General features: G+C 66.0%; 12 protein-coding genes. 7 read left to right on the top strand and 5 right to left on the bottom strand.

Annotation, left to right across the window (positions count from 1 at the left end; genetic code table 11):
- Together ACFWCF_RS25420 and ACFWCF_RS25425 are read left to right on the top strand one after the other, a co-directional pair.
- The coding region (locus tag ACFWCF_RS25420; RefSeq protein ID WP_378567672.1) for an amino acid adenylation domain-containing protein at positions 1 to 12,329 on the top strand (12,329 nt) is incomplete at its 5' end.
- Between the two features lie 170 nt (positions 12,330 to 12,499).
- Positions 12,500 to 13,564, top strand: coding sequence for an alpha/beta hydrolase (locus ACFWCF_RS25425; RefSeq protein WP_378567675.1), 1,065 nt, complete (start codon positions 12,500 to 12,502; stop codon positions 13,562 to 13,564).
- A gap of 85 nt (positions 13,565 to 13,649) precedes the next feature.
- Here ACFWCF_RS25425 and ACFWCF_RS25430 read toward each other — a convergent pair whose 3' ends face one another.
- The 5 genes from ACFWCF_RS25430 to ACFWCF_RS25450 all read right to left on the bottom strand — a co-directional run bounded on the left by ACFWCF_RS25430 (position 13,650) and on the right by ACFWCF_RS25450 (position 18,385).
- Positions 13,650 to 14,690 carry an esterase/lipase family protein gene (locus ACFWCF_RS25430; RefSeq protein ID WP_378567678.1) on the bottom strand — a complete coding sequence of 347 codons (1,041 nt, stop codon included), beginning with the start codon at positions 14,688 to 14,690 and terminating at the stop codon, positions 13,650 to 13,652.
- Between the two features lie 100 nt (positions 14,691 to 14,790).
- Positions 14,791 to 15,621 (bottom strand): ABC transporter permease, encoded by an 831-nt coding sequence (locus tag ACFWCF_RS25435; RefSeq protein ID WP_378567681.1) that lies wholly within the window; start codon positions 15,619 to 15,621, stop codon positions 14,791 to 14,793.
- A gap of 40 nt (positions 15,622 to 15,661) precedes the next feature.
- A complete protein-coding gene (locus ACFWCF_RS25440) occupies positions 15,662 to 16,513 on the bottom strand; it encodes an ABC transporter permease (protein ID WP_378567684.1) in 852 nt (283 codons plus the stop codon).
- Complete coding sequence (locus ACFWCF_RS25445) at positions 16,510 to 17,523, bottom strand: ATP-binding cassette domain-containing protein (protein ID WP_378567687.1); 1,014 nt, start codon at positions 17,521 to 17,523, stop codon at positions 16,510 to 16,512. The genes ACFWCF_RS25440 and ACFWCF_RS25445 overlap by 4 nt, the downstream gene beginning before the upstream one ends.
- A gap of 172 nt (positions 17,524 to 17,695) precedes the next feature.
- Positions 17,696 to 18,385, bottom strand: a complete 690-nt coding sequence (locus tag ACFWCF_RS25450) for a GntR family transcriptional regulator (protein WP_378567690.1) — start codon at positions 18,383 to 18,385, stop codon at positions 17,696 to 17,698.
- 192 nt (positions 18,386 to 18,577) lie between these two features.
- Between ACFWCF_RS25450 and ACFWCF_RS25455 the strand changes: the two genes are divergently transcribed.
- The 5 genes from ACFWCF_RS25455 to rplW all read left to right on the top strand — a co-directional run bounded on the left by ACFWCF_RS25455 (position 18,578) and on the right by rplW (position 22,714).
- Positions 18,578 to 20,281 carry an amidase gene (locus tag ACFWCF_RS25455; protein WP_378567693.1) on the top strand — a complete coding sequence of 568 codons (1,704 nt, stop codon included), beginning with the start codon at positions 18,578 to 18,580 and terminating at the stop codon, positions 20,279 to 20,281.
- A 452-nt stretch (positions 20,282 to 20,733) separates the two neighbouring features.
- Positions 20,734 to 21,039: a 30S ribosomal protein S10 gene (gene rpsJ, locus ACFWCF_RS25460; protein WP_003938093.1), complete on the top strand. Its 306-nt coding sequence runs from the start codon at positions 20,734 to 20,736 to the stop codon at positions 21,037 to 21,039.
- Between the two features lie 39 nt (positions 21,040 to 21,078).
- Positions 21,079 to 21,732, top strand: a complete 654-nt coding sequence (rplC, locus tag ACFWCF_RS25465) for a 50S ribosomal protein L3 (protein ID WP_378567696.1) — start codon at positions 21,079 to 21,081, stop codon at positions 21,730 to 21,732.
- A complete protein-coding gene (rplD, locus tag ACFWCF_RS25470) occupies positions 21,729 to 22,412 on the top strand; it encodes a 50S ribosomal protein L4 (RefSeq protein WP_378491773.1) in 684 nt (227 codons plus the stop codon). Before rplC ends, rplD begins: the two co-directional genes overlap by 4 nt.
- Positions 22,409 to 22,714: a 50S ribosomal protein L23 gene (rplW, locus tag ACFWCF_RS25475; RefSeq protein WP_378491774.1), complete on the top strand. Its 306-nt coding sequence runs from the start codon at positions 22,409 to 22,411 to the stop codon at positions 22,712 to 22,714. Before rplD ends, rplW begins: the two co-directional genes overlap by 4 nt.
- Positions 22,715 to 22,730 lie beyond the last annotated feature (16 nt).

Here is a 22,730-nt window from a genome sequence, read left to right on the forward strand (position 1 = left end):
TCGATGCGGTGTTGTCGTCGTGTGGGGGTGTGGATTTTGCGGTGACGGTGGGGCGTTCGACTGCGGCCGGTGAGACGCAGTTGGTGTCGTATGTGCACAGGGCTGCGGGTGCCGACCTCGACGTGGACGCGATCTCCCTCGAAATCTCGAAACACCTCCCCTCGCACATGGTTCCGTCTGTCATCCTCGAACTCGAGACGATTCCCCTGTCGCCCACCGGGAAGCTCGACCGCTCGGCGCTTCCCGATCCGGGGCCGGTGGTCACCGAGTTCCGGGCACCGGAGTCGGCGACGGAGATCGCGGTGGCGGCGGTGTTCGCGGATGTGCTCGGTGTCGAGCGGGTCGGTCGGGGTGACGATTTCTTCGACCTCGGCGGAAACTCCCTCGTCGCGACCCGGGTAGCTGCCCGACTCGGAGAACACCTCGACACGCGCGTGCCGGCCCGCCTGGTCTTCGAGGGGTCGACCGTGGTGGAACTTGCCGCTCTGATCGACGCACAGACCGGCGGCACCGCACGGATGTCCCTTGTGGCCGGACCACGACCGGATCCGATTCCGCTGTCGCCTGCTCAACAGCGAATCTGGTTCCTCAATCGCTTCGACACGGACTCCGCCGCCGACAACATTCCCGTGGCACTGCGGCTGCGGGGCAGACTCGACATCGCGGCACTTCGGGCGGCAGTCCACGACGTGATCGAGCGGCACGAATCGTTGCGCACCGTCTATCCGGACCGCGACGGTGTCGGCTGTCAGGTGATCCTCGATGCGTCCGAGGCCGTGCCGCCCGTCGAACCCGAAATCGTGGATCCCGCTGAGGTACCCGGCCGTGTGACCCGCGCAGTCACCACCGGATTCGACGTCACCGAAGACGTGCCGCTGCGCGTCGAACTGCTGCAGGTGACCGAAGACGAGCACGTTCTCGTGCTCGTCGTGCACCACATCGCGGCCGACGGTGCATCCACGGGTCCGTTCGTCCGCGACCTCGCCGTCGCCTACTTCGCTCGTGCGGCAGGCGCCGCGCCCGGATGGTCTCCGCTCGAGGTGCAGTACGCCGACTACACGCTGTGGCAACGAGAAGTCCTCGGCCACGAGTCGGACCCGGGTTCGGTCGCGGCGCGAGAGATCGAATTCTGGTCGGGAACGCTCGACGGACTGCCCGACCGACTCGATCTGCCGACGGATCGGCCCCGGCCCGCCGAGCCCTCCGGGCACGGGGGAACCGTGTTGTTCGAGATCGACCCCTCCCTGCACGCCGCTGTTGTGGAGGTCGGGCAGGCGACGGGCTGTTCACCGTTCATGGTGGTGCACGCCGCGTTCGCCGCGCTGCTGGCCAGGCTGTCCTCCACTACCGATATCGCCATCGGCACCCCCGTTGCCGGGCGCGGCGAACGAGCCCTCGACGACCTCATCGGCATGTTCGTCAACACCCTCGTGCTGCGCACGCCCATCGCACCGGGCGACACGTTCGCCGCGCTGCTCGACCGTGTCCGCACCGGCGACATCGATGCGTTCGCGCACGCAGAACTGCCGTTCGAGCGGCTGGTCGAGGTCCTCGATCCCGTGCGTTCGACCGGCCACCACCCTCTGTTCCAGGTCGCGTTGTTCTTCCAGAACATGGATCGACCCGACCTGTCGCTGCCCGATCTCGACATCGAGGCAGTCGACCTGGGTGGTGCCGTCGCCAAGTTCGACCTCCAACTGACCGTGACCCCGCGACTCGATGCCGGGAAGCCGGCCGGAATGTCCGCGCAATTCACCTACGCCACAGATCTCTTCGACGAAGCCACGGTGCACGGCCTCGCAGACGGGTTCGTCGCGACCCTCGACGCGCTGGTCTCCGATCTCGATACCATCGTCGGGGATGTCGACCTGCTGGCGCCCGAGACACGTCTCGAACTCGTACACACGGTCAACGCCACCGAGCACGCAGTGGACAGCGGAACGCTGCTGACCGAATACCGCTCCCAGGTGCTCCGCACCCCGGACTCGCCCGCCGTCGTCTTCGGCGACGAGTCGCTGACCTACGCGCAGTTCGACGCACGGGTCAACCGGCTCGCGCGGTACCTGCTCGACACGGGTGTCGGCCCGGAGTCGCTCGTCGCGATCGGTATCCGTCGTTCCGTCGATCTCGTGGTGGCGATCTACGCGGTGATCACCGCGGGCGGAGCCTACGTTCCACTCGACCCGGACCACCCGTCGGAGCGGATCGGGCACATCCTGGACACCGCGCAGCCGGTGTGTGTGCTCACCACCGTCGCCGACGCTTCAGACCTGCCGTCCCACGCGAACGCGGTCGAGATCGACACACTCGACCTGAACAACCATGCGACACAGCCAGTGCGGTATGACGAACTGAAGGGACCCATCCGGCCGGGAACACCCGCCTACGTGATCTTCACGTCCGGTTCGACGGGGCGACCCAAGGGCGTCGCCGTGTCGCACGAGGCGATCGTCAACCAGGTCGCATGGATGGTGCACGAATACGCGATCGGTGCGGACGATGTGTACCTCCAGAAGACGGCCACCACGTTCGACGTGTCGCTGTGGGGATGGTTCCTGCCGCTGCGCAGCGGTGCCTGCCTGATCGTGGCCGACCACGACGGACACCGCGATCCGGCTTACGTCGCCGACATGATCGATCGTCACGGGGTGACACTCACGGACTTCGTACCGTCGATGCTCACAGTGTTCGCCGCGCACGCTCCGGTCGGGAGCTGCTCGAGCCTACGTCACGTGTTCGTCATCGGTGAGGCACTTCCCTCGGAGACCGTCGCCGCCTTCCGCCGCATAGGCGCGAACGCCGCTGTGCACAACCTGTACGGACCCACCGAAGCCGCGGTCTCGGTCACCTACCAACCGGCCGACACCACCGGGGTCGTGCCCATCGGTCTCCCTGAATGGAACGTTCAGGTGTACGTCCTCGACGCGCGCCTGCAGCCGGTTCCCGTCGGCACACCGGGTGAGCTCTACCTCGGGGGAGTTCAGCTCGCACGCGGGTACGTCCGCCGGCCCGACCTGACCTCCGACCGGTTCGTCGCGAGTCCGCTCGGGCGGGCCGGCGACCGGATGTACCGCACCGGCGACCTCGTTCGATGGATACGCACCGCAGACGGCGCCGTCGTACTCGATTACCTCGGTCGCACCGACTTCCAGGTCAAGTTCCGCGGACAACGCATCGAGCTGGGCGAGATCGAAACCGCGGTTCTCGCCCATCCCGGGATCACACAGACCGTCGCGCTCGTCGTGCCCACTCCGACCGGTGAACAACTCGTCGCCTACGTGGTCGGGAGGTCCGTGGACCGACAGGCGCTGATCGCTGCCGTGCGGTCGTCCTTGCCGTCGTACATGGTGCCGTCGGCCGTCGTCGTACTCGACGAGTTCCCGCTCAACACGAGCGGCAAGCTGGACCGGAAAGCGCTCCCCTCACCGACATTCGAGGCTCGGGAGTTCCGTGCTCCGACGACACCCGTCGAGGAGATCGTCGCACGAGTCTTCGGCGATGTGCTCGGTGTCGATCTGGTAGGCCGGGACGACGACTTCTTCGAGCTGGGCGGTAACTCGCTCGTGGCAACGCAGGTCGTGGCGCGTCTCGGCGCTGCCCTCGGCACTCGTGTCGCGGTGCGCGCGCTCTTCGAGCATCCCGATGTCGAATCACTTGCCGTGCACGTCGAATCCGCGTCACGTGACGTGGCCGTGGCACCGTTGTCGGCGCAGACCCGACCCGAGCGGATCCCACTGTCGCTCGCACAGCAACGGATGTGGTTCCTCAACCGGTTCGAGCCCGACTCGTCCGCGAACAACCTGCCGCTCGCGATCCGGTTGCGCGGTACGCTCGACGTCGAGGCTCTGCGCGCCGCGGTCGCCGACCTCATCCGACGCCACGAGTCGCTTCGCACCGTCTACCCCGAGTCGGACGGTATCGCACAGCAGGTGATCCTCCCCGCGGCGGCCGTGCCCGACATCGTGGTGGTCGACGTCGAGCCTGCGGATGTGGCGCGACACGTCGAATCCACGGTGACGTCCGGGTTCGACGTCACCGAACAGGTGCCCCTGCGGATCTCGCTGCTGCGTCTCGCCGCCGACGAGCATGTGCTCGTCGTGGTGCTGCACCACATCAGCGGTGACGGTTTCTCGATGGGCCCCCTCGCACGAGACGTGATGCTCGCCTACACCGCCCGCGCGGAAGGTCACGAACCCGACTGGGCGCCGATGCCCGTGCAGTACGCGGACTACACGCTGTGGCAGCGCGACGTGCTCGGATCCGAGACCGATCCGGAGTCGCCGATCACCCGGCAGCTCACCTATTGGCGCGAGACGCTGAAGGGCATCCCCGACCAGCTCGACCTGCCTGCGGATCGGCCCCGCCCCGCAGTCCTCTCGCATCGAGGCGCGAACACCGCATTCGAGATCGACGCACCGACCCACGCCGCACTCGAACAGCTCGCCCGCGACAGGGGCGCATCGCTGTTCATGGTCGTGCACAGTGCGCTTGCGGTGTTGCTCGCCAGGTTGTCCGGCACAAGCGACATCGTCGTCGGCACACCCATCGCGGGACGCGGTGAACAGCTGCTCGACGACGTGATCGGAATGTTCGTCAACACGCTGGTACTGCGCACCGCGGTGAATCCGTCCGATGCCTTCGGCGATCTGCTGGCCCGGGTCCGCGAGACCGACCTCGGCGCATTCGGTCACGCCGATCTGCCCTTCGAGCGGCTCGTCGAGGCGCTCGACCCCGAACGCTCTCAGGCTCGGCACCCGTTGTTCCAGGTTGCCCTGACGTTCCAGAACCTGGGTCGGTCCCGGTTCGACCTTCCGGGGCTGACCGTCGAACCCGTCGATTTTCCGATCACCGACGCCAAGTTCGATCTGCAGGTCACGGTCGTCGAAGCCTTCGGTCCGGACGGAGCGCCCGGCGGAATGGCGGTGGCACTCGACTACGCCACGGACCTGTTCGACGAGGCCACGATGCGCGAATTCGGTGACCGACTCGGTCGGATACTCAGTGCTGTCGCAGCGGACCCCGACACGGTGATCGGCGATGTGCCGCTGCTTTCCCCGGAGCAGCGCGCGACGTTGCTCGAAGCCTGGAACGAGCCGGGTACTCATACGAATGACCACACACTCGTCCAGCGTTTCGTCGATCAGGCGGCGCGCACTCCCGCCGCGGTCGCCGTGACATTCGGCGACCGGGAACTGACCTACGGTGAACTCGCTGCCCGCGTGAACCGACTCGCACGCGAACTCGTCGATCACGGCGTCGGACCCGACACCCTGGTCGCTGTCGCGATGGCGCGCACCGACGACCTCGTCGTGGCGCTGCTCGCAGTGCAACAGGCCGGCGGCGGATATCTGCCGATCGATCTCACGTATCCGGCCGACCGACTCGAGTTCATGCTCGCCGATGCGACACCGGTCGTCGTGCTCGTCTCCGGTGACCACGATGCACTGCCGAGCACCGGCATTCCTGTGATCGACGTCGAATCGATCGATCTGTCGACGCGCAGCGACGCACCCCTGTCCGACGAGGATCGCGCAGCGCCGCTGCGCAGCGACAACCTGGCCTACGTCATCTACACATCCGGATCCACCGGACGTCCCAAGGGGGTGCAGGTTCCGCACCGTACCGTCCTCGAGCTGTTCGAGAACACCGCACCGGCCTTCGAATTCGACGGCAACGACGTATGGACACTGTTCCACTCGTACGCATTCGACTTCTCGGTGTGGGAGCTGTGGGGCCCACTGCTCCACGGCGGCAGGCTGGTCGTCGTCGACCATTTCACGTCCCGCTCGCCGGAGGACTTCCATGCCCTCCTCGTGCGGGAGCAGGTCACGGTCCTCAACCAGACGCCGTCGGCGTTCTACCAGCTCGCCGAAGCCGACCATGTTGCAGAAGAAAAGCACTCGACCCGGCTCGCGCTGCGGTACGTCATTTTCGGAGGCGAGGCACTCGACCTGCGTCGCCTCGCCGACTGGTACCGCAGGCACGCCGACGATGCGCCCCGCCTGGTCAACATGTACGGCATCACCGAGACCACGGTGCACGTCTCCCATCTCGAACTGGGTGCAGATGACAGCGGGTCCGCGGCGAGCCTTGTGGGACGCGCGATCCCCGGACTCGGCGTCTATGTCCTCGACCCGAGGCTTCGGCCGGTGCCTGCCGGTGTCCCCGGTGAGATGTATGTTCGCGGTGAGCAGCTCACCCGCGGATACCTCGGGCGCGGTGCGCTGACCTCCGGACGATTCGTCGCCGACCCGTTCGGCCCGTCCGGAACCCGTATGTACCGCACCGGTGACGTTGCACGCTGGTCCGCGTCCGGTCAACTCGAGTACGTCGGACGCAGCGATTCTCAGGTCCAGCTGCGTGGCTTCCGTGTCGAGCTCGGGGAGATCGAAGCCGCGTTGACAGCCGTCGACGGGGTCGCGCATGCCGTCGCCATGGTGCGGACCGACGAGCACACCGGCGACAAGCTCGTCGGATACGTCGTCCCACGCGCAGGCGCCACCGTGGTGCCGGCGGAGGTGCTCGACGAGGTCGGGAGATTCCTGACCGGATACATGGTTCCCGACACGATCGTGATCCTCGATGCTCTGCCGCTCACACCGAACGGCAAGCTCGACAAGAAAGCGCTTCCTGCGCCGGTGTTCTCGGGGGACAAGGAGTTCCGTGCACCCGCGACACCGACGGAGGTGGCGATCGCCGAGGTCTTCGGCGACGTACTCGGAATCGGCAGGGTCGGTGTCGACGACTCGTTCTTCGCGCTCGGCGGCGACAGTATCGTCTCGATCCAGTTGGTGTCGCGGGCGAAGGCGCGCGGCATCGTGTTCACACCTCGCGAGGTCTTCGAGCAGCGCACCGTGGCCGGACTCGCCGAGGTCGCGCGAACAGGTACCGGCACCGCGCCGTCGCTCGTCGAACTCGACGGAGGCGGAGTAGGCGACATCCCGCTCACCCCGATCGTGCGATACATGGTCGAGCGCGGCGGCAGCTTCGACCGCTACACCCAGACCATCGCGCTCGAACTGCCCGAGGGTATTTCGCGTCCTCAGGTGGTTGCGACCCTGCGCGCCGTCGTCGACCGGCACGACATCCTGCGGGCATCCTTGCGCCGCAACGACACCGGTGAGTGGTGGCTGTCGACTACTGCAACCGGTTCCGTCGACGTGGATTCCCTCGTCTCACGCGTGGAGGTCCCCGCCGACGCGGACGACGACCGGTGGCGCAGTATCGCGGCAGGCGAACTCGACACCGCAGAGGCACGGCTCGATCCGTCGCGCGGCATCGTCCTGCAGTTCGTCTGGCTCGACCCCGCTCCCGGTGCCGGCCGCACCGGACGGCTGATCGTGGTGGCCCATCACCTCGTGGTCGACGGTGTGTCGTGGCGAATCCTGGTACCCGACTTCGTGACCGCGTGGGCGCAGATCGACCACGGGCAGGCCGTAACGCTGCAGCCGGTCGGAACGTCGTTCCGGACCTGGGCCGATGCACTCGTTCGCAGTGCCGGCGATCGTACGGCAGAGTTGCCGATGTGGACGTCGATCCTCGATGGACCCGACCCCCTCCTGGGCGCACGTCCTTTCGACCCCGCGGTCGATCTTGCTTCGACCGTGCAAAAGGTCCGGGTCCGTGTCGCAGCGGAGGTCACCGACACGCTGCTCACCACACTTCCCGAGCTCTACCACGGCGGCGTCAACGACGTGTTGCTCACAGGTCTTGCACTGGCATTGGCCGGTTGGCGCCGTGACCGAGGCATGGACGAACTGTCGGCGCTGATCCAACTCGAAGGTCACGGACGCGAAGAGGACGTGGTCCCCGGGGCCGACCTGTCGCGCACCGTCGGCTGGTTCACCGCGATGTTCCCCGTGCGGCTCGACCTGTCCGGCATCGACCTCGACGACGCGATCGACGGCGGACCGGCCGCGGGCTCCGCGCTCAAGACCGTCAAGGAACACCTGCGCGCCGTCCCCGACAAGGGGCTCGGCTACGGACTGCTCCGGTACTGCAACACCGACACCGCCCCGAAGCTCGCGCAGCTCCCGGCCGGTCAGGTCAGCTTCAACTACCTCGGGCGCCTCGATGCCGGTGAGCTGTCACAGGGCCAGGCCGCGGACTTGGGTTGGCTCCCCGCCGGAGACCTCGGCGACCTGTCCGGTCGCGACGACAGCGACGCCCCCGCACTCGCCTCGGTGGACATCAATGCGGTGGTCATCGGAGGCGAATTGGGCGCGAACCTCGGATTCCCTGCCGGTCTGCTCGACCGCGACGAGGTAGAGGAACTCGGTCGATGGTGGGTCCGCGCGCTCGAGGGGCTCGCTGTCCACGCGGCGCGCCCCGACGCGGGCGGGCGTACACCGACCGATCTTCCCTTGGTCGAGGTCACCCAGCGCGATATCGATGGCTGGGAAGCCGAGTACCCGAACGCGGCCGACGTCTGGCCGCTCGCACCGTTGCAGTCCGGACTGCTCTATCACGCGCTGCTCGCCGAAGGGCAGTCCGATGTCTACAGCACCCAGGTGCTGATCCATCTCGCCGGACTCGTCGATCCCGAGCGTCTCCGTGGCGCGGCAACGGCACTCCTCGACCGGCATCCCAACCTCCGCACCGCCTTCGTCGCGGGTGAATCCGGTGAACCGGTGCAGGTGGTCGTCGACGATGTCGTGCTGCCGTGGCGAGAACTCGACCTGACCGTCGAGGGTGGTACCGGGAAGTGCAACACCGCGGCCGATACGGCCGAACTCGACGCTGTACTGCGCGCCGACCAGGACGTCGCCTTCGACCTGGCCGCGCCGCCGTTGATCCGATTCACGCTGGTGCGGACCGGAACCGAATCCTGGACGCTCGCGGTCACGAGTCACCACATCCTGCTCGACGGCTGGTCGATGCCGTTGCTGATGAAGGATCTGCTGGTGTTGTATGCGACGTCGGGCGACGCCGCCGTGCTCGGACGAGTGCCGTCCTATCGCAGCTATCTCGAGTGGCTGGGTCGCCGCAACCACGAGGACTCGGTCGACGCATGGGTGCAGGCGCTGGGCGGGGTCGATGAGCCGACCCTTCTGGTCGGCGCCGATACCGATGGTGCGGGAGCAACTTCGGCGGAACACCGAATCGATCTCGGACGCGACCGCACCGACATTCTGGGAGAGATCGCAGCGAGGCTCGGCGTCACGGTCAACACCGTGCTGCAGGGTGCGTGGGCAGCGCTCCTCGCGCGCACGACCGGTCGCGACGACGTGGTGTTCGGCACCACCGTGTCGGGTCGGCCCGCAGACCTTCAGGGCGTCGAATCGATGGTCGGACTGTTCATCAACACGTTGCCGGTCCGCGTACGACTCGGCGACTCGGCGACGACCGAGGAGCTGCTCCAGCGCATCCAGGTCGATCAGGCGTCGCTCCTGGACCACCACCATGTGGGCCTGGCCGAGATCCAGCAGCGCACAGGTCTCGGAGCTCTGTTCGACACCCTGCTCGTGTACGAGTCGTATCCGGTGGACCGGAGCGGGATCGCGGAGGCGGGGTCGATCGACGGGTTGGTCGTCGCCGGCGTCAACACCCGCGACGCCACCCACTATCCGCTGTCCGTCGCCGTCACTGCAGAGGACACCGTGACACTCGGATTCAAGTACCGCAGTGACATTCTCGATGCGGACATCGTCACGACGCTCGCCACCCGATATCTGCGGATCATCGACGGCATCCTCGTCGACCCCGCGACACCTGTGGATGCCCTGCCGTACCTCGGCGCCGACGAATTCGAGGGCCTGGTTGCCCGAGATGGCGGGCCCGCCCTGCCTGCTGTGTCGTTCGGTGACCTGCTCTCGACCGCGGCGGCTGACAACCCCGACGGCGTTGCGTTGGTCGACGGCGGACGTGAGTGGTCCTACGCCGAACTCGACACGTTCTCGTCGCGGCTTGCGCGGATGCTCATAGGACGCGGGGTAGGGGCAGAAGACGTTGTAGCCGTGGGCATTACGCGTTCGATTGAGTCGATCGCGGCAGTGTGGGCGGTGGCGAAGACCGGCGCCGCGTACGTCCCCGTAGACCCGAAGTATCCGGCCGAGCGTGTCGCGCACATGGTGGCCGATTCGGGGACGGTGCTCGGCCTCACCGTGACGCCATATCGCGAGGAGCTGCCCGGCGACGTCGAATGGATCGATCTACTGGCCGACGATACCGTCGCTCAGATGGCGGCGCGCTCGGGCGAGCAGGTCACGGCGGACGAACGGGTACGTCCTGTGCACGCCGACAATACGGCCTACATCATCTACACCTCCGGCTCGACAGGACTTCCCAAGGGTGTCGTCGTCGGCAACTCCGGACTTGCGAACTTCGCTGCTGCACAACGGGAGCGTTACGGGTTGGGCCCCGATACCCGGGCACTTCACTTCGCCTCGCCGAGCTTCGATGCCTCAGTGCTCGAATTGCTGCTCGCGGTGGCGGGAGGCGGAACATCGGTGATCGCCCCGACCAACGTCTACGGTGGCCGCGACCTTGCAGAACTCCTCCGGCGCGAACGGGTCACTCACGCGTTCATCACTCCCGCAGCCGTAGAGTCCATCGACCCGGAAGGACTCGACGACCTCCGGGTCCTCGCCGTCGGTGGCGAGGCGGTCGCGCCCGAACTCGTGACGCGCTGGTCGCCGGGACGGGCCTTCCACAATGTCTACGGCCCGACCGAGACGACCATCGTCACTACAATCAGCCGACCCCTGGCCACAGACGACGAACTCACGATCGGGGGGCCGATCCGCGGTATGCGGGCCCTGGTCCTCGACTCGAGATTGCGTCCGGTTCCGGTGGGCGTCGCCGGTGAGCTGTACATGTCGGGGATCCAGCTGACTCGGGGTTACCACCGACGTCCGGATCTGACCGCTGGGCGTTTCGTCGCAGATCCTTACGGCTCCGGTACTCGCCTTTACCGCACCGGTGACGTGGTGCGGTGGACCGATGTCGGAGAACTTGCCTATGTCGGTCGTTCCGACTTCCAGGTGAAGGTCCGCGGGTTCCGGATCGAGCCGGGCGAGATCGACACTGTGTTGCGCAAGCACAGTGCCGTCGAGTTTGCCGTGACGATTGCGCGCACGTCCGACACCGGTGCGACGACGCTCGTCTCGTATGTGACCCTTGCTCGCGGTGCCGTGGCCGACACCCGGGCCCTGCTCGCCTTCGCCGCACAGTCGCTGGCGCCGCACATGGTGCCGGATGCGCTCGTCGTTCTCGACACGGTGCCCTTGACTCCGGTCGGCAAGGTCGATCGAGACGCCTTGCCCGCGCCGGAAGCGTTGACCCACCCGTTCCGCGCGCCTTCCACGGATCTCGAGGTTGTGGTTGCACGCGTGTACGCCGAGGTTCTGGGGATCGATCGGATCGGTCTCGACGACGACTTCTTCGACCTGGGGGGCAATTCCCTCGTGGCCACCCGAGTGGTTGCGAGGCTGCGGGACGAGATCGGTGTCGAGGTGCGGGTCTCCTGGTTGCTCGAGGCGCCCGTGGTCGAAGCACTCGCCGCTCGGCTCGATGACAGTGGCGTCGGGAGCGGGGATTCGGATGCGGCACTCGCGGTGATCCTGCCGTTGCGCGCAGGGGATTCTGCGGAAGCAGTCTTCTGCCTGCACCCGATGATCGGACTTGCCTGGCCCTACGCGCAGCTCGCGGCGCGTCTGGACGGACCGGGCGCTGTGTACGGCGTGCAGACGCCTGCACTGACCGAACCCGGCTTCGCCGGAGCATCACTGGACGATCTCGCGCGCAGGTACACCGACGAGATCGTCGCCACGGTGCCGCACGGGCCCTACCGATTGCTCGGCTGGTCCTTGGGCGGCGTGCTCGCGCATGCGGTGGCAGTGGAGCTTCAGACCCGCAATCTGCGTGTGGAGAGCCTCGTGCTGATCGACAGCATCCCGCGGATCGACACAGGCCGGTTCGAGTCGGAGATCTCGGAGAATCTGCGCGTCCTCGGCATAGAGGTGGAACCCGAGACGTTCGACGGGCAGCTTCCCCTCGAGGCGGCCGCAGCGCTCGTGCGTGCGGTGCCCGCGGAACTGATCGATCTCGACATCGAGAGGGTGCAGCGCATCTTCGCCGCAGCGATGACATCACCGGATCTGATCAACCGTCACGAACCTGGAGTGTTCGCCGGTGACGTGGAGTTCTTCAGTGCAGTGGAGGAGCATCCGACCGAGGCGGACGCCGCGGACCTGTGGACTCCGTTCGTTGCGGGACGTATCCGTACCCGGTTCGTCCCGGGAGAGCACGGAGAGATGATGGAACCATCCGCGCTCGACGTCATCGTGCCTGCTCTGGGCGATGATCATGTCGATCTTGATCCGCGGTGATCTCCGGGTAGGGTGTGCTCGCACAGGACTGTCGGATCGCGGATGCGCGGTCCACGGTAACGTGCACGGCTGAGCTGTAGATATACGTAGTGCTGCGCCGGACGGTGCGCCTCGGACGCACCGAGGTCTGGAAATCATGCTCGGAAGCGGGCCTGAGGAGGTTCAAGCGAATGAAGGTTGTCGAGTCGCGGACATGCACTCGAAGGACGAGGCTCGCCGCGATCTCGGCAGCTGTCGTAGCACTGCCGTTGTTCTTCGGTGGTGCCACGGCCGCGGCCGACCCGGTATGGGACACCGAGCAGCCGATCGAGGCGGTGGAGTCCGAGAACGGCTCCTACATCACGCGTATCGAGCAGTACGGCGATCAGCAACTCCTCGTCTACGTCCATTCGGCGTCGATGAACAAGGAAATCCTGCTGGACGTGTGGCGCCCCGCCGATACCAGTGAGCCCCGCCCGACTCTGTACCTGCTCAACGGTGCGGGTGGCGGCGAGGACAGCGCGACATGGCGGTTCCGCACGGATGCCATCGACTTCTTCAAGGACAAGAACGTCAACGTGGTGTCGCCGGTCGGTGGCAAGTGGAGCTATTACACCGACTGGAAGAACGAGGACCCCGTCCTCGGCGTGAACAAGTGGGAGACCTTCCTCACCAAGGAGATTCCGCCGCTGATCGACGCCGCGCTCGGAGCGAACGGCGTCAACGCGATCGCCGGTCTGTCGTCGTCCGGCACATCGGTTCTTCAGCTGGCCGTCGAAGGAGGCGACCTCTACCAGGGTGTGGCGGCGTACAGCGGCTGCGCACAGACCTCGGATCCGATCGGTCAGCAGTTCGTCAAGGTCACCACTGAAACCTGGGGCGGCGGCGACACCCGCAACATGTGGGGTGAGCTCGACGATCCGATGTGGCGGGAGAAGGATCCGTACCTCAACGCGGAGCAGTTGCGTGGCCTCGAGCTCTACATCTCGAACGGCAACGGTCTTCCCGGCCCGTACGACACACTCGACGGTCCGGAGATCGACGGCGAGGTGGACGTGCTTGCAAACCAGGTCGTCGTGGGTGGCGTGATCGAGGCGGCCACCAACTACTGCACGCACAACCTGAAGAACCGCCTGAACGAGCTGGATATCCCGGCCACGTACAACTTCCGGGACTCGGGCAGCCACTCGTGGGGTTACTGGCAAGACGATCTGAAGGATTCCTGGCCGGTGCTCCAGCGCGCGCTCGGCCTGTGACCCTGGCCGGTCGTATCCGTCCCGGCATCTGACGAACAAAGCCCCTCCTGCAAGCAGGAGGGGCTTTGTCGGTCGTCGAGGGTGTCTACTCGCTCGCGTCGGCTTCCGGTGCAGCGCAGGGCGCTTCGTGAGCGGCGGCGTAGGCGGGGTCGAGGGCGGACTTCACCAGATACAGCGATTCGGGCAGCATCAGCATCGTCGAATGATTCGCGGGGGAGGTCGGGCAGACGTCCTGGACCCATTTGTTGTGGACCTCCGCGTCGACTCCGGGTTCGAGGAACGAGCCCTCCGGCGGTGTCACGATCTCATCGTGCCGCGTCGCGATCGAGGTGTAGGTGATTCCCGGCATCGTCTCGGAACCGCTGTTGAGCGTTGTGAGCGTGCGTGAACCGATGAGCTGCTGCTGGCCGGCGACACCGAGATTGGTGCCGGCGAACAGCAACTGGGCGACGATGTCCCTCCCATTCGTCAGCCCGAGGATCGCGAGCGCCCCGTACAGCTGCTGGAGTCCGTTGAAGGACGTGCCGTGGTTGGTCGCTCCGAGCATGACGAGATTTTCGACCTTGTTGAGCGCCGGGTCCGCGGGATTCGCACCACCCTCGAACTTGAGGTATTGACGTGCGAGCATTCCGCCCTGTGAATGACCCACCAGGTCGACCTTGTCGGTGCCGGTGTGTTCGAGGACGGCCTCGACGAAGTCGCGTACCTCCATTCCCGACTCCTCGATGTCAGTGACACCCCAGATCGTCGTCTCAGGATCGAACAAGGCCTTCGCGCCGCCGTAGTTCAGTGCGTAGACGCAGTAGCCGAGATCGGCAAGCTGCGGTGCGACGATGGGCCACGTCTGCATCATTCCCGACCCGGTGCCGTGCACGAGGACCACCGGTCTCGGGTGCTCGGGGGACGGGACACAACCGAGATCGTTCGAGCCTTCGGGGCTGGGGCCCATCGTCGAGAGCAGGTCGACGAGACGGCTGCTGCTCGTCGCGGCGGCACTTGTCGTGCCGGTGCTCGGAGGCAGGTCGGTGGGCTGGGCAGATGCCATCGCCGGTGCGGTGACCAACGACGCCGAGACGGCAAGGGAGGCGGCGGCGGTGGCCACAGCAATCCTGCGCGTAAATTTCATGGATACTCCTCGGGCGGACACGCCAGGTTGTGGCGTCCGTACCTGGTTCGACGCATGTGAGGCTATCAGCGGGTCCTGTGTTCGTCCGGGAAGTGCAAGGTCATCCCTGCTGGGCCGCACGCCGATACCCGCGGATGGCCGGAACCAGGAATACGAGGAACATTCCGAGCGACCACGCCACTGTCTTGATCATCGGTTCGGCCAGCGGCCCGCCCACCGCGAGCGCCCGCATCGTGTCGATCGCGCACGACATCGGCTGGTTCGCGACGATCGGCTGCAGCCACGTCGGATAGGCCATGACCGGCACGAATCCCGAATTGAAGAACATCAGGAGGGTGCACACGATCGACACCATCTCGACGAGCGGGATCTTCGACGACAGGGTGGCCAGAACGGTCACCATCATGGCGAATCCCATCCCGAACACGATGGGTACCACCAAATTCAACAAGGTCGCCGGGATGCCCTGTGTGAACCGGAACCCCATGACGACGCCTGCGGCGAATATCACAATCGAGGTGACGAGGACTCGAACGGCCTCGGCCATCAGGCGCCCCACCAGCCCCGCTGATCGGTGGATCGGCAGCGTGTAGAAGCGGCTCAACAGCCCGGACTCGCGTTCGGCGCGCAACCCGACCGCGCTGACGACGGAACCGAACATGGCACCGACCAACACGATCATCGGGACCGTTCCGAAGATCGACGGCTGCCCCGTCGCGGCCGTGATGCTGTCGCCGAGCACGATCCGGAACATCACCAGAGTCAACGCGGGGTAGATCAGTGCCTGGATCATCGTTGCCGGATCGCGTGCCCAACGGAGAAGGAGCCGGCCGCATTGGAGGCGGCTGTGCTCCCACAACGCGGCAGCGGAACGTTCGTCGACCACGGTATGCGGTGGCGGATAGCCGAACGATCCGGTCTCTGTGTTCATCGCAGCATCTCGGCTCATCGCAGTATCTCGGCTCATCGCGTCACTTCCGCCTCGTGTTCGCCCACACGGCGAGGGGGACACACACCACAGTCAGTCCGATCAGCCACAGCAGGCTCGGGAAGAACACCTCCCAGGTGACCCCACCGTCGGCCATGTCGCGCATCGCGAACGAGAATTGGGAGATCGGCTGGTTGCGAACGAACGGACGGATCCACTCGGGAAAACCCTCTTCGGGCACGAAACCGCACGACAGCATCCCGAGGATCAGCTGTGGAAGTGTCAGAGCCTGCGACGTTGCTTCGGGGCTCTTGGAGAGGCTGCCGATCGCGTCGGCGCCCAAGCACAACACGAGGCTGATCGCGAGTGCCGTCACTCCGAAGAGAACCGCTTGTCCGAGTCCGGCGGTGAACCGGAAGCCGATCACGTAGCCGAATCCGATCGCGGCGAACAGTGATATCACCGACCTCGCCATCCCCGCCGTCATACGCGAGATCAGCGGCACGGTCGCGCCCACCGGCATCGTCTTCAACCGGGTGGTCAGGCCTGTCGTGGCTTCCTGCGCTGCCATCTGGGCCGCGGAGATGGCGGTGAACGCCATCGATTGAAGAACGATGATCGGCATCAGGAACTGCGCGTAGTCGATGCCCTGCATCTGCATCACGAACTTCAGCGGCAGATAGAAGCCGAGGCCGAAGACGAACGGCGCGATCACGGCGACGATCAGTTCGCCGTACCGAGCCATCGTCCGCAGGGTGCGCCCGGTCAGCGCCGACCACTGCGAGAGCGAGTTCGGGTGGACACGGCGGTGCGAGCCGGATCTCCCGTCGGGAACACTCACGTGCGCGTCGCCGGTTATCCGACCCGCCCGAAGATGCTCCGTGCGGGCCGTCACGCGCCCCCTCCGGCTGCCGCGGCATCGAGTTCGGGGGACGACGCTGTCGAGGCGCTGTGCCCGGTGAGCCGGAGGAAGACGTCGTCCAGCGATGGCCGCCGCAATCCGATATCGGCCAGTTCGATGTCGAGCGGTGAGATCAGTCGGAGCGCTTCGGTCAGGGTTGCCGCTCCGTCGGGAGCAGGGATGGACACACGGTCGACGTCGCTGGGTGCTGCGAGTTCGGCACGTATGGAATCGGGGACGAGGGACCCGAGGGCCTGCACGATCCGGGGTAGTGCTGCCGGGTCGACGGGGACGATCTCGCAGTAGCTGCCTCCGGTCGAGGCCTTCAGTTCGTTCGACGTTCCCCGGGCGATGACCGTTCCCTGGTCGATGACGATGATGTTGTCGCTCAGGACGTCGGCTTCTTCGAGGTACTGGGTGGTCAACAGGGTCGTGATGCCCTGTTTCTTGAGGGATTCGACCAGCGACCACACGCCTTGACGCGATCGCGGATCGAGTCCGGTGGTGGGTTCGTCCAGGAACACGACCTCGGGCCGGACGACGAGTCCGCACGCAATGTCGACCCGGCGGCGCATACCACCCGAATAGCCTTTGACCGGTCGGCGACCCGCCTCGACGAGGTCGAACTCGCGGAGCAGTTCGTCGGCACGGAGTTTTGCCGAGGTCTTGTCCAGCCCCATCAGCCGTCCGAACAGGACGAGGTTCTCCCGCCCGGTGAGAGTGTCGTCCAGGGCAGCGAACTGACCGGTCATCATGATCGAGCGCCGGACCGCGGCGGGGTTGGTCTCGACATCGTGACCTGCGACGACGGCACGCCCGCTCGAGGCGTGGATGAGCGTAGACAGGATTTTGACCACCGTGGTCTTGCCTGCCCCGTTCGGGCCGAGTACCGCGAGAACGGAGCCTTCCGGAGCTGAGAAATCGACGCCGGCGAGTGCATGAACATCCCCGAACGACTTGTGGACATCCTCCACGAGGACTGCATGGTCGTGGTTGCTTCGCATCCGCTACCCCACCGTCGAACTCGGTCCGTTCAGGACTCGGTCATGGCTCGTTCTGCGGGTGCACCCGCCTCCTGCGTCGAGATGCTACCGCTCGGAGGCGCTCCCGGCCGGGTGTCCGAGCAGGTCGGTTCCAGATGAGGCCGGGACGAGAGGGAAGCGGGTGGAGACGAGATCAGGACCAGATGCCGATCTCGTCCAGATGCCGGACGAGGCGGCGTGCTCCGTCGGTGAAATGTTCGCGGGTCTCGGATCCGGCCGTAGCGGGGTCGTGCGCGCGGAGAGCATCGAGAATTCGATGGTGCGCGGCGACGGCCTCGACGCCCCATTCCTTGTCGGACGAATAGAAGTGAGCGGGCGTGTATCGCGTCGCGTTGTGCAGGAACCACGCGAGTTTTCGTGCGGAGGCGGCCCGGTTGAGCGTCCGGTGGAAGGCGAACTCGAGGGCCTCGATGCGTGCACCGTCACCGGTCTGCACCGCGTCGCTGAACTTGACGTTGATGGCGTCGAGGTCGGCGATCGTGTCGCCTCCGATGGTTTCGGCGGCGCGCGCGGCGAGCTTCTCGGCGATTCTCCCCTGCAGCCAGAACACGTCGTCGATGTCGGAACGGGTCAGCGGCGCGACGACATATCCTCGGTGCGGAACGAGTTCGACCAGGCCCTCGCCGCGAAGGGTGAGCAGGGCCTCACGGACGGGGGTGACGCTGACCCCGAGTTCGGCCGCGGTTTCGTCGAGTCTGACGAAATCGCCCGGGCGCACGTCACCCGACATGATCCGGTTGCGCACGAACGACGCCACATCATCCGACAGCTGGGGTCGACGCCCCAGCCCACGAGGAGAGCCGGACCGGTCGGAGGGGGGCATCGGCTTCTCCTGTGGGTCATCGGTGTCGGATGCTTGTCGATCCGGGAGAGTATCTCGCATCGAGCCATCGCGGTGATCTGAACCACGCGGCAGACGATGCTCTCCGGTGACTCGTGTGCGTACCAGGGGGTGTGTTTCGTTCTGCGATCACCTCGTTCTGCGATCACAGGGCATTCATGCTTGGCTGGGCGAATGGGTAGTGCACTCTCTCGCCGTCGGATGTTGGGTTCACTTGCGGGAGGTGCGCTCCTGCTGGGTACGGCCACCGCACCGCGTAGCCATGCTGCACCGCGTAGCCATGCTGCACCGCGTAGCCATGCTGCACCGCGTAGCCATGCTGCACCGGGGCGGCGCCTCCCGGATCCCGGCATCATCACCGCGACGGACCCTGCGCTGCTGAGCGCAGTCGAGGCGGCGAGTCTCCTGCACGCCGGGCAGTTGCATCCGAGAGAGCTGCTCGATGCGTGCCTGGCACGGACACGCGAATTCGACGGTGCGATCGGCGCCTGGATCCGCCTCTATCCGGAGTTCGCCTATGCCGGCGCCGACGAGGCAGGGGAGAGGCTCGCACAGGCGCGAAACGACGGAACTCCCGCGCCCGATGTCTGTGGCCTGCCGATCGCGCTCAAGGATCTGTTCGCGGTGTCGGGGCTGCCGCTCACCGCGTCGAGCAGAGTGCTCGAAGGGAATATCGCAGCCGGGAACTCCGGTGTGTGGAGCAAGCTCGAGGACGCCGGTGCCGTTCTCATGGGGCACGCGCACACCGACGAATTCGCAATCGGTGTCGCGACACCTCAAGTGGGAAACCCGTGGAACACCGACATGTCACCGGGTGGGTCGTCGGGTGGCAGTGCCGCGGTCCTCGCTGCCCGTTTCGCCCCACTGGCGGTCGGCAGCGACACCGGGGGATCGGTGCGGTTGCCCGCGAGCGTGTGTGGGATCTCGTCGATCAAACCCACCTACGGACGGATCACCTCGCACGGCATGATCCCGCTGACCTGGACCCGCGACCACGTCGGGCCGATGGGGCGGAGTCTCGCCGACGCCTCACTGATGATGTCGATACTGGCGACCGTCGACGCCGACGACCCGATCACCGCGCTGGGGCCACCGGTTCCGGCCGGTGGGTATCCGCTGACAGCGAAGGGCGGTTCGACCCCGCTCGCGGGGGTGCGGCTGGGTCTTCCGCCGTCGGAGCTCCCCCCGCCGTTGCAGACCCTGTTCGACGACACCATTCAAGTTGCCCGTTCGCTGGGTGCACAGATCGTTCCCGTGGTGATGCCACCGACCCCGACCTCGCTCGTGACGGGCGATGTAGTCGAAATGGGTTCGTACCACAGACAATTCGCGGACCGGATCGGTCTGTACCGACCGGAACGGGTGCCCAGTGTGGGGACGGCGGTTGCGTCGTTGGCGGTGCCCGTCGTGGACTACCTGATGTTGGAACGCGACCGACTGCGCTACCAGGTCGATTACAACAGGCTCTTCGTCGACAGTGATCTCGATGCGGTCTTGATCCCCGGCACGCGGGTGGACGGCGCGCAGCGCGAGGAGTTCCTCGGCGTAAGCGTGACCGAAGGCGTCATGGGCGACGTGAAGTGGGCCAACTACTCGGGTGCGCCGGTGGTGACACTTCCGGTGGGTCGGTCGTCGGCGACGGGGATGCCGTTCGGTGTGCAGCTCGGTGCCAGGCCCTGGCAGGACGAACGGATCATCGAAATCGGTCTCGAACTGCAGGAAGCGCTCCCTGCATGGCGCGATGTGCCGGATCTGGTGCCATCCGCGGGAACTGCGCCGGAGGTGGCGCAGGTCGCACCGGGGCCCGGGCCCGACCCGACGAACACTCTGGACGCGGCCGCGCCGTTGCGGACACCTCCGATGAACGCGATACGCTAGAAGTCCGTCTCGACCGGGTGGGAATTCGTCGAAGTTGTACTCGGCGGCGTATTGCTGCATACTGGTCGGGTTGCCTTGACCGGGCCATGGATGTTTCGCGGCTCGGAACGGTGAAAGTAGTGACAGTCGCGGATCGAGCCCAAGGGCCAGGTCGCGGCCACATGCAAGACGGAAGCAGTACCAGCGTGCGCTCGTATGAGCGCATCCGGTCCCGTTCTGTGCGGTGTCGAAACGACAAGTTTCGGCGCCGAGGAATGAGCGGCGGAGCGACACGCCCGACCGCGTGGACCGGAGAACAATGACAGATGAACAGCGGCAGCGGATCGGGTGAGCCCGGATCGCGATGTGTATGAGTGCTGTTCTCTGTCGCCGTTCCAATCGGAACTGTGCAGACGAGGTGGTTCCCGATTCGTTCGGGTGCTACGAAACGCGGCAAGAAAAGGACACTAAGCGTGGCGGGACAGAAGATCCGCATCAGGCTCAAGGCCTATGACCACGAGGCGATCGACGCGTCTGCGCGCAAGATCGTCGAGACGGTCACCCGTACGGGTGCCCGCGTGGTCGGGCCGGTGCCGTTGCCCACTGAAAAAAACGTGTACTGCGTCATTCGTTCGCCGCACAAGTACAAGGACTCGCGCGAGCACTTCGAGATGCGTACTCACAAGCGGCTGATCGACATCCTCGACCCGACGCCGAAGACGGTCGACGCACTCATGCGCATCGACCTCCCGGCGAGCGTCGATGTCAACATTCAGTGACTTACAGCGAGCTTGTAGAAGACGCAGCGGAGAGAACAGATGACTAACCAGATCAAGGGAATCCTGGGCACCAAGCTCGGCATGACCCAGGTCTTCGACGAGAACAATCGGGTCGTCCCGGTGACCGTCGTCAAGGCCGGACCCAACGTGGTCACGCAGATTCGCACCGAGGAGCGCGACGGCTACAACGCCGTGCAGCTCGCATTCGGCGCCATTGCACCCCGCAAGGTCAACAAGCCGGTTCGCGGCCAGTTCGACAAGGCCGGAGTGACCCCGCGTCGCCACCTCGTCGAACTTCGTGTCGAGGACGCCTCGGAGTACGAGGTCGGCCAGGAACTGACCGCAGAGGTGTTCGAGGACGGCGCATTCGTCGACATCACGGGCACCTCCAGGGGCAAGGGCTTCGCCGGCACCATGAAGCGTCACGGCTTCTCCGGTCAGGGCGCGTCGCACGGTGCGCAGGCTGTGCACCGTCGTCCCGGTTCCATCGGTGGCTGCGCCACCCCGGGTCGTGTCTTCAAGGGCACGCGCATGTCCGGACGCATGGGTAGCGACCGCGTCACGACGCAGAACCTCTCCGTCCACAAGGTGGACGCCGAGAACGGTCTGCTGCTTATCAAGGGCGCGATCCCCGGCCGCAAAGGCGGCCTCGTGATCGTCAAGACTGCAGTGAAGGGTGGTGCACGGGCATGACCAGCACCGAGACCGCAACCAAGCTGACGCTGGACGTCAAGGCTGCAGGTGGCAAGTCCACCGGCACCGTCGATCTCCCTGCCGAGATCTTCGACGCCCCCGCCAACATCGCGCTGCTGCACCAGGTGGTTGTCGCGCAGCTTGCTGCCGCACGCCAGGGCACGCACTCGACCAAGACGCGCGGAGAGGTCCGTGGCGGCGGTCGTAAGCCGTACCGCCAGAAGGGCACCGGCCGTGCACGTCAGGGTTCGACGCGTGCACCGCAGTTCGTCGGTGGCGGCGTCGTCCACGGCCCGCAGCCGCGTGACTACAGCCAGCGCACCCCCAAGAAGATGAAGGCAGCCGCTCTCCGCGGTGCCCTCTCCGACCGGGCGCGCAACGAGCGCATCCACGTGATCACCGAGCTCGTCGCGGGTCAGACCCCGTCGACGAAGTCGGCGCGCAGCTTCCTCGGTGAGCTCACCGAGCGCAAGAAGGTGCTCCTGGTGGTCGGACGTGCAGACGTTGCCGCGTGGAAGAGCGTGCAGAACCTGCAGAACGTCCACGCGCTCGCACCCGATCAGCTGAACACCTACGACGTCCTCTACAGCGACGACATCGTGTTCAGTGTCGAGGCGCTCAACGCGTTCATCCACGGGCCGGCCGAGTCGGCTCAGGAAGTCAAGGAGGAGAGCAAGTGAGCACGATCGCCGATCCGCGCGACATCCTGCTGGCTCCCGTCGTCTCCGAGAAGTCCTATGGGCTGATGGAGGAGGGCACCTACACCTTCCTGGTCCACCCGGACTCGAACAAGACGCAGATCAAGATTGCCGTGGAGAAGATCTTCGGCGTCAAGGTGAGCAGCGTCAACACCGCCAACCGTCAGGGCAAGCGCAAGCGGACGCGGGTTGGTTACGGCAAGCGCAAGGACACCAAGCGCGCGCTCGTGACCCTGACCGCCGACAGCAAGCCCATCGAGATCTTCGGAGGCCCGGTCGCCTAGGCGCCGGAACTCGCGA

It is taken from the genome of Rhodococcus sp. NPDC060090 (assembly GCF_042729855.1).
Lineage (GTDB): Bacteria > Actinomycetota > Actinomycetes > Mycobacteriales > Mycobacteriaceae > Rhodococcus.